At 73.1% G+C, this 12,122-nt stretch carries 10 protein-coding genes; 2 read left to right on the top strand and 8 right to left on the bottom strand.

Translation table 11 applies throughout. From position 1 onward, the window contains the following. Positions 1-2 precede the first annotated feature (2 nt). The 3 genes from LZ495_RS30640 to LZ495_RS30650 are packed head-to-tail and all read right to left on the bottom strand — an operon-like array spanning position 3 to position 3,603. Positions 3-1,001 carry an alpha/beta hydrolase gene (locus LZ495_RS30640; protein ID WP_235056194.1) on the bottom strand — a complete coding sequence of 333 codons (999 nt, stop codon included), beginning with the start codon at positions 999-1,001 and terminating at the stop codon, positions 3-5. Next, positions 998-1,807, bottom strand: a complete 810-nt coding sequence (locus LZ495_RS30645) for a hypothetical protein (protein ID WP_235056195.1) — start codon at positions 1,805-1,807, stop codon at positions 998-1,000. Before LZ495_RS30645 ends, LZ495_RS30640 begins: the two co-directional genes overlap by 4 nt. A gap of 59 nt (positions 1,808-1,866) precedes the next feature. Next, positions 1,867-3,603, bottom strand: a complete 1,737-nt coding sequence (locus LZ495_RS30650) for a carbon-nitrogen hydrolase family protein (protein WP_235056196.1) — start codon at positions 3,601-3,603, stop codon at positions 1,867-1,869. A 112-nt stretch (positions 3,604-3,715) separates the two neighbouring features. Here LZ495_RS30650 and LZ495_RS30655 point away from each other — a divergent pair, with 112 nt between their 5' ends. Further along, complete coding sequence (locus LZ495_RS30655; RefSeq protein ID WP_235056197.1) at positions 3,716-4,018, top strand: Dabb family protein; 303 nt, start codon at positions 3,716-3,718, stop codon at positions 4,016-4,018. A 16-nt stretch (positions 4,019-4,034) separates the two neighbouring features. On the opposite strand, the gene LZ495_RS30660 is transcribed toward LZ495_RS30655, so the two are convergent. Genes LZ495_RS30660 through LZ495_RS30680 form a run of 5 tightly spaced genes read right to left on the bottom strand, consistent with a single transcriptional unit; the run spans position 4,035 to position 10,780 of the window. Continuing rightward, entirely contained in the window at positions 4,035-5,483 is a 1,449-nt protein-coding gene (locus LZ495_RS30660) for an aldehyde dehydrogenase family protein (protein WP_235056198.1), read from the bottom strand. Further along, complete coding sequence (locus LZ495_RS30665; protein ID WP_235056199.1) at positions 5,480-6,652, bottom strand: FAD-dependent oxidoreductase; 1,173 nt, start codon at positions 6,650-6,652, stop codon at positions 5,480-5,482. The genes LZ495_RS30660 and LZ495_RS30665 overlap by 4 nt, the downstream gene beginning before the upstream one ends. Continuing rightward, positions 6,649-8,151, bottom strand: a complete 1,503-nt coding sequence (locus tag LZ495_RS30670; RefSeq protein ID WP_235056200.1) for an aldehyde dehydrogenase family protein — start codon at positions 8,149-8,151, stop codon at positions 6,649-6,651. The genes LZ495_RS30665 and LZ495_RS30670 overlap by 4 nt, the downstream gene beginning before the upstream one ends. Further along, positions 8,148-9,473 carry an acyl-CoA dehydrogenase family protein gene (locus LZ495_RS30675; RefSeq protein ID WP_235056201.1) on the bottom strand — a complete coding sequence of 442 codons (1,326 nt, stop codon included), beginning with the start codon at positions 9,471-9,473 and terminating at the stop codon, positions 8,148-8,150. Before LZ495_RS30675 ends, LZ495_RS30670 begins: the two co-directional genes overlap by 4 nt. A gap of 44 nt (positions 9,474-9,517) precedes the next feature. Beyond that, the gene (locus tag LZ495_RS30680; RefSeq protein ID WP_235056202.1) at positions 9,518-10,780 is read right to left on the bottom strand and encodes a flavin reductase; all 1,263 of its coding nucleotides are present in this window, start codon (positions 10,778-10,780) and stop codon (positions 9,518-9,520) included. A 228-nt stretch (positions 10,781-11,008) separates the two neighbouring features. On the opposite strand from LZ495_RS30680, the gene LZ495_RS30685 reads away from it, so the two are divergent. Continuing rightward, on the top strand, positions 11,009-11,980 hold the full coding sequence (locus tag LZ495_RS30685; protein WP_235056215.1) for an alpha/beta hydrolase family protein: 972 nt from the start codon (positions 11,009-11,011) through the stop codon (positions 11,978-11,980). Positions 11,981-12,122: the final 142 nt, after the last annotated feature.

A 12,122-nucleotide genomic window follows, 5' to 3' on the forward strand; every position in this document is an offset into this window, starting at 1 on the left:
CGTCAGCGCCTGCGGAAGCGAGCGCCGTTCGGATACGTGCCGTGCTTTTCGGAGGGGTAGAGGCGGTCGCGCGCCGACGGATCGTCCGCAAGGTGGGCCGCACAGAAGTCGGCGACGACGTCGGCGACGGCTTCGTGGTACGCGGTGTCGAATGCTCCGTCTTCGAGGAACGACCGCGCCGAGGTCGGGTCCAGCGGATGGGCGAGGGCGAAGTGCCCGGCGTCGGGGAAGACGACGAGGAGGTGCTGCCCGTCGCCGTCCGGAAGCGCCTCGTCGAAGGTGCGGGCGACCGGGTCCTCCGCTGCCTTTCCGTCCGCACTGTCGCCGTAGCGGTCGGCGCTGGCCGCGATGACACCGTCTCTGCCCCCGGCCGCCAGCAGCACCGGCGCGCCCGGCCGGACGTCCAGGTACGTGCCGGCCGGCCAGCCGAGCATGGTGGCGGCGCGGGTGTGCGCGCCGTAGGCGAAGACCGCGCACGTGCCGGGCAGGAATCCGGCGGACTGGAGGGCGAGCGTGCCGCCGGCCGAGTGTCCGCCCCAGGCGATGCGGCCGAGGTCCAGGAGCCCGGCAAGGGGGGTGCCGCTCTCCGGTGCGGCGATGTCCGACAGTGCCTTCAGGAGGGCAGCCGGCAACGGGGTCGTGGCCCCCTCTCCGTAGCCCCCGGGGACGACCGCGGTGACATCGATCCCCGGCCCCGTGGCGACTGCGCCATCGGGCAGGACGGAGACGAAGTCGCAGGTGACCGCGACCAGTCCGGCTTGGCAGAGACGCACGGCCAAGTGCCGGTAGGAGTCCTGGCCGACGTTGACGCCGGAAAGGACGACGGCGACGGGATAGCGGCGGGCGGCACGTACCGCGGGTACCGTCCCGGTGAGCCGTTCGTGGTCCGTACCGGAGCGTCGCGCCGGGTAATACACCCGCAGGTGTGCCGTGTCGTAGGGCGCTTCGTTCCCCGGTACTCGTATGGCCCACCACAGGGAACGCACCTCTGCACGGGTCACGCGCCCGGCCTCGGTATCTCGCGGTCGCCGCCCCACAGGGCGCGCACCAGCCGGTCCGTGGTCTCGGCGCCGAAGTAGCGCACGCCGAGGGCGTTGGCCGGGTCCCGTTCCGCGATGTTGCGCCGGATCTCCAGGTCGGTGGCGGCCAGCGCGGCCTGCTCGTCCTCCGGCACTTCGTCGGCCTCGTCGACCCACTGCAGCCAGCGGTCGACGTGGGCGTGCGTCAGTTCCCTGACCAGTTCCAGGTAGTCGTCGGTGGTCGGCATCGAGTAGCAATAGGCGGTCGGCGACAGGCTGCCGCGGATGAACCCGGTGGGGCTGGTGAACCAGGCCAACTTGTCGTACTCCTGGCGGATCCGCAGCCAGTCCTTCTCCAGCGGCGCGTAGTAGCGGTCGTAGTAGTCGCCGTCGGCGAGCAGTTGGGTGCGCGGGACCGAGTCGACGAAGAACCAGCCCTCCGGCCAGACAAGCAGGGCGATGCCGAGGTGCGGTACGCGGATCTGCGGACCGAGCCACACGGTCAGGTGGAGGTTGGCGAAGCTGGCGGTGGGGTTGCCGAGCCAGGAGTGGACCATCCAGTCGACCTCGGGTCCGGTGTAGGCCTGCAGGCTGCCGCCCGGCGATTCGGGCGGGTTGCCGAAGGTGGCCAGTTCGCGGGTGGACGGGTCGAGGGTCAGGGCGAAGCGGGCGTCGATCTTGGCTTTCAGTTCGGCGAGCAGGGTCTGCCAGGCATGGAACGTCGGGGTGACGTCGACGACCGGGGAGTCGTCCAGCATGGACTCGACGTGGCGAACCGTCTCCGTCATGGCGCGGTGCCTTTCCTGTGCGAGGTCGGCGGTGCGGTGCGGGATGGCGGGGTGCTGCTTTACGTCCGGTGCAGCGGGGGCGTGGCCGCGGACAGTACGCCGGCCAGTTGCCAGGGCCGGCCGTCGACGAGGTCGGTGCCCCGGGAGACCTGGCGGTTCGCCGCCAGCGCGGGGCGGATCTCGGCGGTGGTCGCCGGTCCGGTGGCGACCGTGATGTCGGGGTGGCTGATGCGGCCGGTGAAGGGGCCGTCCCAGGGCGTCCACAGGGTGAAGTCCGCCGGCAGGGACAGCACGGCGCCCGCCGGTCCGCCGGGGTGGGCCGGCCGGCCGGCGGCGACCACGTTCAGCCGGTTCTCCGCGGCCCGCTCCGGCAGCCCGAGGGAGAGCTCCCATTCTTCGCACGGGGTGAAGGGCACGGCTACGATCTCGGCGCCGGCCAGGACGGCGAGCCGGAAGGCCTCCGGGTAGATGGTGTCGTCGCCGACGACGATCGCGACGCGACCGAACGGCAGCTGCGCCACGGTGACGGCGTCGGCGTACCGGTCGGCCCAGGCGGCATGGCGGGCACAGGTGTGCAGTTGCTCCTGGCGGTGCACGATCCCGCGCGGTCCGAGGAGGTAACCGACGTGGGCGCGGCCGTCGGCGGACGGGAGGCTGCACACGGCGTAGGTCGTGCCGCCGTGCAGCGCGGCGCCGAGTGTCTTGAGCACGAACGCCGCTTCGGGGCCGCCCGGTTCGCGGTCCGCGCGGCCGTGCTCGCGGGTGAAGAGCTCGGGGAGGACTGCCAGGTCCACCGCATCGCGCACGGCGTCCCGCAACAGGCGGGCCGCGTCGTCCAGGGCTTCGTGTCCGCTGCCGTTCGGACACAGGACGCGCGCGAGGGCACGGTCGCTGCCGGGGGCGTCCCCGGTCGGTGCCGAGGGCGCGGCGATCGGGCCGTACAGCTCGGGCCGCCGGGCCGCGAGGACGTCGGTCCCGTCCGGGCGCTTCTTGTCGGTGGCGGTGCCGACATCGATGTCCGCGACGACGACCGCCTCGCCGGTGCGGGGGGCCGTGGCGACGACGGTGCCGTCCGGGGCCACGATGCGGCTTTCACCGGCACCGTGCAGCCACGCCACCGGGATGCCGAGCCCGGCCGCCACCGTCTCGGCCACCTCGTCGGGGACGAGGGGACCGACCTTGTTGGCGGCGACCACCCAGACCCGGTTCTCCGCCGCGCGGACCGGAACGTGCAGGGACGCCTCGTCGACGGCGAAGGAGTTGAGGCTGTTGAGCAGGATCTGCGCGCCGCGCACGGCCAGGCCGCGCGCGGTCTCGTTGTAGACGCCTTCGAGGCACGCGTACATACCGACCCGCCCGTACGGGGTGTCCAGCACCGGACCGAGTTCGTCCGCGGGGTCGAGGGCGTCGCGCTCGGCCCCCATGAGGACCTGCTTGTCCGCGCGGGCGAGCAGGGAGCCGTCGGGGCCGTGCAGCACTCCGGTTCCGGTGGTCCGCCGGTCGGGGTGGGCCCACGTCACGCCGGTCTTGAGGTAGACGCGGTGGCGTGCGGCCCGCTCGCCGAGCGCGGTCAGGAACTCGTCGCCCTCGCGGCAGGCCGCGAAGTGCGCGGCGGCCCGGTCGGTGTACCAGGAGAGGTGGTTGCAGAATTCCGGAAGGACGATGATCTTCGCCCCGGTCGCCGCAGCCTCGTCGATCATCCGCAGACACGTGGCAAGGTTCGCCGCACGGTCCGTGCCGACGGCGAACTGCACGGCGGCCACGCGGACCGTCTCCGCGCTCGTGTCCTCGCTCAATGCCACTCCTGACGTCCGTCGCAAGTGATTCCCCTAGCGGAACAGCGTTTCCCAAACATACACTCGCGGGCACCGGCGCAACAGTCGTCGGCCGTTACGAGGAGGTGTCGGCGTGATATCCCATGTCGTCCTGATGCGCTTCATCGAACCGGCGGACGCGCTCCCCGCCCGCGACCTGCTGCAAGGCATGCACGGCCGGGTGGCGGAGATCGCCTCGCTGACCGTGGACGTGGACCTGGCGGTGGCCGAGCAGGGTCCCGACCTGCCCCTCCCGCAGTTCCATTTGTGCCTGATCACCACGCACACGTCGCGCGAGGAACTGCGCGGCTACCAGGACCACCCGGTGCATCTGGAGGCGGCGGCGTGGCTGCGGCCCAGGCTTGCCGGACGCGCCGTCGTGGACAGCGCGGTCTGACGGGTCGGCTGCCCGGTCAGGCGGGGTACGCGGTGGGAGGCGATCCGCTCCCGCCGGGCCGGAAGGCGGCCGGCGCATGCACCACGCAGGTCTGGACGTACTCCGCCAGCCCCTCGTCACCGTACTCGCGTCCGTGGCCGCTGCGCTTGACTCCGCCGAACGGAGCGCGGAGCGACATCCCCGTGCGGTTGTGGGTGTTGACGAAGACGAACCCCGCCTCCAGCCGCGCGGCGACGGCGAACGCCCTGTCCTCGTCCGCGCTCCACACGGATGCGCCCAGCCCCAGGTCGCTCGCGTTCGCCCGGGCCACGGCCTCGTCCTCGTCCTCGTAGGCCAGCAGCGGGACCGTGGGACCGAACTGCTCCTCGGCGACCGCCGGGGCGTCGTCGTCCAGATCCAGCAGCAGTGTCGGGCGGACGAAGTAGCCGCGCGCCAGATCGGTTTCGGCGGACACCGAGCCCAGTTCCAGGACCCGGGCCCCGCGTGTCCGGGCGTCCTGGACCAGCGCGTCGACCCGGTCCCGCGCAGCCGCGGTCACCACCGGCCCGAGGGTCACCCCGGGGGCCAGCGGGTCGCCGATCCGCAGGACCCGGGCGGCGGCGGCCTGGTAGGCGTGCCGGATCTCGTCCAGCCGGGCCCGCGGTGCGTACACGCGCTTGGCAGCCATGCACACCTGGCCCGACGTCGCGAACGAGGCCATGACAAGGCGGTCCATGGCCGCATCGGAGAGATCCGCGTCCGGCAGCAGCAGCACCGGGTCGTTCCCGCCCAGTTCCAGCGTCGTGGGGCTCAATGCCCCGGCCGACGCGGCGGCGACGGCACAGGCCGCCGCTTCGCCGCCGGTGAAGGCGACCTTCCGGACGTCTCGGTGCCCGGCAAGGGCGAGCGTCGGCTCTGCGTGGCCGTGCACCACTCCGAGCAACCCCTCCGGGATGTGCTCCCCCAGCAATCCGACGGCCCGGTCGACGGCCAGCGGCGACAGGGGCGAGGGCTTGACGACCACGGCGTTGCCCGCGGCGAGCGCCGGAGCAATCTTGGTGAGCGCGAGGAGTACCGGGGCGTTCCACGGCGTGATCGCCGCCGTCACTCCGTAGGGGACGCGCCGCCGCAGCAGCCGGCCCGACGCGTCGTCGATCTCGCGATCGCGCAGCAGTGCCGGGGCGTTCGCGGCGTACCAGCGCAAGACCGTTGCCGCGAAACCGACTTCGCCTTGGGCGTCGGCCAGCACCTTTCCCGACTCCCGGGCCAGGAGCCGGCCGAGTTCGGCCCGCTCCGCGTCCAAGGCCTCCGCCGCGGCCGCCAGCGCTGCGCACCGGTCCTCCGCGGACCTCCGGGCCCAGGACCGCTGCGCGAGTCCGGCGCGCCGTACGGTCGCGTCCACGGCGCCCGCATCGGCAGCGGCGACCGAGCCGACGACTTCGTCGGACCGGGCGGGATTCTCCCGGACGACCTTCCCTGCGCTCATGCCGCCTCCGGCCGGAGCGAAGCGATCATCGAGGTCCGGAGCAGATGGCTGCGCGCGCGACGCGGGTCCGCGGCCAGTCCGCGCAGTTCGGCGCGATGCGCGGCCTGGGCGGCGGGGTCGTCGGCCCGCAACCGCTCCCAGTTGCGGTGCGACGCGGCACCGACGTAGTCCCGGGCGATGGCGCGGCGTTCGGCCGAGGCCGCGCTCAGCACCGCGTCCGGGGCGCCGGCGGTCACCGCGGCGAGCGCAGTGCCGAGGTGCACCGCGTCGTGGATGCCGCTGTTCATGCCGAGCCCCCCGAGGGGGTTGTTGACGTGTGCCGCGTCCCCGGCCAGCAGGACGCGGCCGGCCCGGAAGTCGCGCACCACGCGCTGATGGACGCGGTACACGCTTGCGTCGCGGACATCCCAGTCCTGCCCGAAGTCGGCGACCGCGCGCAATCGGCGCTGGATGCCGTCCGGGTCCAGGACTGCCGCGTCGGGGACTCCGTCGGCGACCGGCATCAGAATCCGCCAGTGGTCCGGAGTCCGGAGCATGACCAGCCACTCGCGCGGGTCGAGTACGTAGGCGATCGAGGCCAAGTCAGCGAGATGGTCGCGCAGTTCGTCCGCGACGGAGCACACGAGGAAGCGCTCGGGATAGGTCGAGCCCTCGAATTCCAGCCCGAGGCTGCGGCGTACCGCGGAGTGTGCGCCGTCGGCGCCGATCAGCCAGGCGCCGCGCACGGTACGGCCGGACGCCAGGCGCACGTCGACGTGTCCGGCCGACGGATGCACCTCGGCCACGGACGCACCGAAGATCACCTCGCAGCCGGCGAGGAGTTCCAGCTCGGCGAGGAGCAGAGGCGTGAGCTTGTTCTGCTCGCATTGCAGCCGGTATGGGTACGGCGTCACGTCGGCGAGCAGGCCCATGTCCAACTCCGCGACGACGCCTCCGGCGCGTTCCCGGTACTGGAAGACGGGTGCGCGCAGACCGAGTCGGTCGAGCCGCCCGTGCACGCCCAGCCCCGCCAGCATCTCCAGCGTCGGCGGATGGAACGTGGAGGCCCGCGACTCGGCCGCAAGGCCGCTGCCGGATTCGAACACCGTGACCGGTATCCCCCGCCTGGCAAGCGTGAGCGCCGCGGTCAGACCGACGGGTCCGGCTCCGGCGACCAGGACGCGGCTCACGTCGCGCCTCCGCGCTGCGGCCGGTGCAGGGCGCGTGCGTTCTCCACACCGACGACGCGGGCCCCGGTGAACAGGCGCAGCGTCTCGACCGTGCCCTCGTCGCCCAGCCCCGACATTCCCCACGCAGGCCGCGGGGTGTCCATGTGCAGGCTCATGATGCTCGAACCGTTGACCTTGACCTCTCCGGCGCCCACGCGCTCGGCGACAGCCAGGGCGGCTTCCTCGTCGGTGCCGGCCACGTAGCCTTCGAGCCCGAGGACGCCGGCATTGGCGATCGCGACGGCCTGGTCCAGGTCGGTGTAGGTGTGGACGGTGGCCACGGGCCCGAACACCTCGTCCAGGGCTGCCTCGAGGGGCACCCCGGTGACCAGCGTGGGGGCGAGGTAGTTGCCGTGCTCGGGCACGTCGGTCCAGGCATGCTCTCGGGCCGCGCCGTGGCGGGTGAACCGGGTGACGGCATCGCGGATGCGTCGGCGGTGCGTGCTGTGCACGAGCGGTCCGTACTCGGTGGATGCTTCTGTAGCCGGCCCGGTCCGCAGCGTGCCGAGTTCCTCGGCGACGGCCTCGAGCACGGGGTCCCGGAGCGCGGCGGGGACGATGAGCCTGCCCAATGCGCGGCACCATTGGCCGTTGAGGGTGGTGAGGAGGTCCACGGCCATGGCGGCCGCGGCAGCGGGGTCGGCGTCGGGCATCACGACCAGCGGGTTGCAGCCGCCGAGCTCCAGCTGCGCCGGGACCATGCGCTCCGCGCACGCCCGGCCGACCGCGATGCCGCCCTGGGTTCCGCCGGTGAACGACACGGCGCGCACCCGGTGGTCGGCGACCAGCGCGGCCCCGGTGCGGGCGTCCCCGTGCAGGAACTGGAAGGCCGCGGACGGCTGCCCGTGCTCGGCGAGCACGTCGGCGATGCTCTCGGCGAGCAGCTGGGTTCCGTAGGGGGCCAGTTCGCTGGGTTTGAGGATCACCGGGCAGCCCGCGGCCAGGGCGCTGGCCGCCTTGTGGGCGGGCCGCGGCGCCGGGGGCGACCCCGGGACGCGGCCCACGCCCGCGCCCAGCGGCCGCCGGTGGACGTGCACCGTCCGGCCGTCGTGGCGCCGGTGTTCCTCGTACAGCACCCCGGCGCGGATCCGGTCGGCGGCCAGCCGGAAGGCACCGGCGATGATCACGCCAAGGATGCGGGTCTGCGCGAGCGGGACCCCGGTGGCGAACGCTTCCAGGGCGACGATGTCGGGGACGCGCTTGTCGACGGCGTCGGCGACGGCGTCCAGGACGTCGGCCCGGGTGTCCGGGTCCGCCCAGGCACCTGCTCCCGCGAGGTCCGCCGCGGCGACCAGAGCGTGCTCGACGCGGTCCGGGCCGGTGGCCCGGGCCGGCCCGAGAACCTCGCCGGTCGAGGGGTCTTCCAACAGCACGCTGCCGAGATCGTCCGCGCAGGGCTGCCACGTCCCCGCCACCAGATCCCGGTGCGGCGGCACCGTCACCGGCAGGTCGCCGTTCATGAGGGCACCACGGCGAACAGGTCGTTCTCCCGGGCACTGGTCACCATCTGCGCGGCCTCCAGTCGTCCTCGTTCGGCGGGGAACGTCATCACGAGCCCCATGGCGAGGTCTCGCAGGGTACGCCCGATCACGCCGTCCATCGTGGCGGCCGAAGTCCCGCAGCTCTTCAGGGCCCCGACCGCGACGGCGAACGCGGCCTCGCAGACGGTGCCCTTGCCGAGGCGCCACTGGCGGTGCTCGTCCGCCTTCGGCCGCAGGGGCGGTTCGGAGGTCTCCAGGTCGATCTGGCGGCGGAGCCAGAGGTACGCGGTCTCGAGCTGCTGGGTCATCTCGCCGACGAGGACCTGGTGCATCGGGCTGGACGCGACGGGGCGGCCGGTGTCGGCGAACGTCTTGGTGGTGATGCGCTGCAGCGCTTCGTCGTAGACGTGCTGGGCGGCCCCGACGTATACCGCGGAAATGGCCAGCTGGTTGCCGACGAAGCTGCCGCGGCTGACCTTGAGCATGCGGGTGAACGCGCCCGGCAGGGTGAGGGCTTCGTCCGCGGGCACGTACACGGAGTCGAGGCGGATGCCGTGGTTCGCCGAGCCGCGCATGCCCAGGCCGGGGGACGGGGTCCGCGACACGACGCCGTCGGCCTCGCGGGGCACGAGGAAGACGGCGAGCCCGTCCGGGCTGTCGTCGCCTTCGATGCGCGCGGTGACCAGGTAGGTGTCCGCGACGCCGGTCGCGCACCCGAAGGACTTCTCGCCGTCCAGCAGCCACCCGCCCGGGACGGGACGGGCGGTGGTGGCGATGGCGATGTTCGCGCCTGCGCTCTTGGCCGATTCGCTGGCGAAGTTCGCCAGCCACGTGCCGCCGGCCATGCGGGTGAGGACTTTCCCGGCGAACGCCTGGACGACCGGCACCTCGTCGTCGGCGAACAGGCCGGCCGCGATGGCTTCCAAAGGAAGGAGTCCCCGCGAGGCGCTGGTGTTGTGGAAGAAGTACGCCAGCGCCGTGGACGGGCAGGCGGTGCCCATCGCGAACGTCGCGGCGGCCAGGTCGCGCAGGCCGCCGCCCAAGCCGCCGTACTCGCGCGGGATCACCAGGCCGAGCAGCCCCGCCTCGCGCAGCAGCTCGACATGGCCGCGCGGGAAGGCGCCTTCTGCATCGGCATGTTCCGCTGCCGCGCGGAGCGCCGGAAGCACTCCTTCGACAAGGGCCGCTCTGGCCTGCTCCTCCGGGGACATCACGTCGAGGAGCCGCCAGGCGGTCAGCGCCGGCCGGGCCTCGGGTACCGGCGTTCCGGGGGGCGGAGCCGCTACGTTCACGTCGGGCATGTGGTCTCTCTGTCTGCTCGGGGCACCGCGTTGCGGGCCGGCGGTCAGTGGTCGGGGCGGTCCGGGTCCGGGCCGAGCGGGCGCCGCGCACCCCAAAGGTTTTCGAGTTCCCGTGCGGCCCGGGCGATCGCGGTCGGATCCGTGACGCTGCTGATGTCGAGCCGCGCGGCCAGGTAGAGCAGCCCCTCGGTCGACAGCCTTCCGTCGACGCCGCCGAGCGTCGTGTCGAACATGCGCACGCCGCTCTTCATGGCGGTCAGGGCGTTCGCGAGCCCAAGGCCGTTGTGTTCGCGCAGGGCGACGCGCACGGGGGTGGGGCGAGCCCGGACCACGGCGTCCTGCACGACGGTCCGGATGTGCAGCGGGGAGGCCGCTTCGCTCCCCTCCTCCAGGCAGAGCTCCGCGCAACCCAGTCCCAGCGCCTCGTCGACAGCGGCGCGCACCCGGTCCGCAGAGCCCACGGCGAAGGCATGCGGCACGCGGACGACGATGTCCAGCCCGTGTTCCTGCGCCCGGGCGGCGAGCGCCGTCGCGTCGCCTCCGGTGGGGCTGATCTCGACGATGCCGGCGCCTCGGGACAGTGCCTCGGTGATGTCGCAGGGGTCGCGCACCAGCGCGGATACGTGCGCGGCCTGCGCAGGAGGCGCGCCGGGCGGCGCCGACTTGATGTCGATGCGCGTCCGTGCGCCGGCCGCGCGTACGACCGAGGTGAGGTGCTCGACGGTCTCCGGAGCGACCCACCTCCGGGCCAGGGCGTCGGCGAGCCCGACGTCGGCGACGCTCACCGACTCCGGCAGCGGATCGGCGATCTGCCCCCAGGAGCGGGAGTGGTAGAGCAGCGGGGCGACGGCACGGCCCCGGGCAGCGGATTGCACCCGGCCGACGAAGATCGTGTGGTCTCCTCCGGGGTACGCGTGCTCGACCGTGCAGTCGAGCCATGCCACGGCGTCCGCGAGGACCGGGGCACCTGTTCCGCAGGTCTTCCACAGGCCGTCGGCGAAGCGGTCCCGGACCTGCGGCTCCATCCCGGCGAACACCCGTCCGAGCCTGGTCTGGTCGCGTCCGAGGATGCTCACGGCGAACACGCCCGACCCGGCGACGAGCCGGTGGGTCTGCTGGCTGCGGTTGACGCACACCGAGATCAGCGGGGGATCGGCGCTGACGCTGCTCACCGAACTGGCCGTCATGCCGTGCCGGGTGCCGTCGGCGACCGTGGTCACGATGCTGACGCCGGTCGGCCACAACCCCAGCACCTCGCGGAACACTCCGCCGTCCACGGCCACCCGGCTCCCCCGATCCCTGGTCATGCGTTTCCTTAGTCGAAACGCTGTCTCCAAGAACGTAATCGAGGCCGTCTCGGAGTGTCAACGCGAACGAGCCCTTGGAACAGCGGCGGAGGCAGCGCGGACGCAGGTCTTGACGGATGGCCGGGTGTGGCATCAAGAATTCGCACAAGGAAACATTGTTCCTAAGAGCGAAACGCATCACATCCCCCGGTCAACCCGCCCCGCCACCCCCAGGAGCCCTCCTTGACGATGTCCCGCCTGCCCAGGCTCACGGGTCTCGCCATTGCCGCGACGTTCACCGTGACGGCCGCCGCCCCCGTATCCGCCTCCGCCCAGCCGGCCGCGTCGACCGCATCTGCCGCCGCCGAGGCCGCCGCGCCCGCTTCGCAGGCCGCCGTGTCCTCCTACGAGACGACCGTCGGCGGGGACCCCGCCACCGTCTACCACCCGGCCGCCGGCGCCGACTTGCCCGTCGCACTGCTGCTCCAGGGGGCGAATGTCGGCCGCGCCCACTACGAGGCCTACGCCAGAATCGTGGCCTCCCACGGCTTCGCCGTGGTGGTCCCCGACCACACCCGGATCATCTTCGGGGTCCCGGGCCTGTACCCGGTGCAGGAGCAGGCGGCCCGGACGGTCCTGTGGGCCAAAGCCGAGAATGCGACGGCCACCGGCCCCCTGACCGGGCGCATCGACGTCGGCTCCCTCGTCCTGATCGGCCACTCGTTCGGTGGGGTCGCGGGGCTGCACACCCTCCAGGGGCCGTGCCAGGTTCCCTTCTGCGTCCCGCCGGGCGAGCCGCGTCCGGCCGAACTCAAGGCGGCCGTCTTCCACGGGACCAACACCGCCGATCCGGCGAGCGGCGGTGTGCTGCCCATCGACACGCACGGCATCCCCGTCGCCCTGGTCCAGGGCGACCGCGACGGCCTGGCCCTGCCTGCGCAGGCCGAACAGACCTACAGCGCACTGGTCGACGGCCCCGCGTCCCTGGTCACCATCACCGGCGCCAACCACTACAGCCTCACGAACACCCAGAACCCGACCGGCGCCCGCCCCGACCTCTCGCCCCCCACGCTCGCCCAGACCGCGGCGATCGAGACCTCCGCCCGCTGGACCGCCCTGTACCTGCGTGCCCGCCTCGGCGACGGCTGGGCAGCGGCATACCTCTACAGCGGCCTGGCCGACTTCTTCGACGCGAGCGTCACCGTCCAGCACCGCTCCTGAGCAACCCCGTCCGACATCCCGCGCGAGCGACATCCCGCACTGGACGGCCCGGCACCCCGACGGGAGCGGTGCCGGGCAGCGGCGGGGGGGGGGGCCCCCCACGGGGGCGCCCCCCCGGGCCGCGGTGGGCGCCCCGGGGGGC

It is taken from the genome of Yinghuangia soli (assembly GCF_021502675.1).
Classification (GTDB): Bacteria; Actinomycetota; Actinomycetes; order Streptomycetales; family Streptomycetaceae; genus Yinghuangia; species Yinghuangia soli.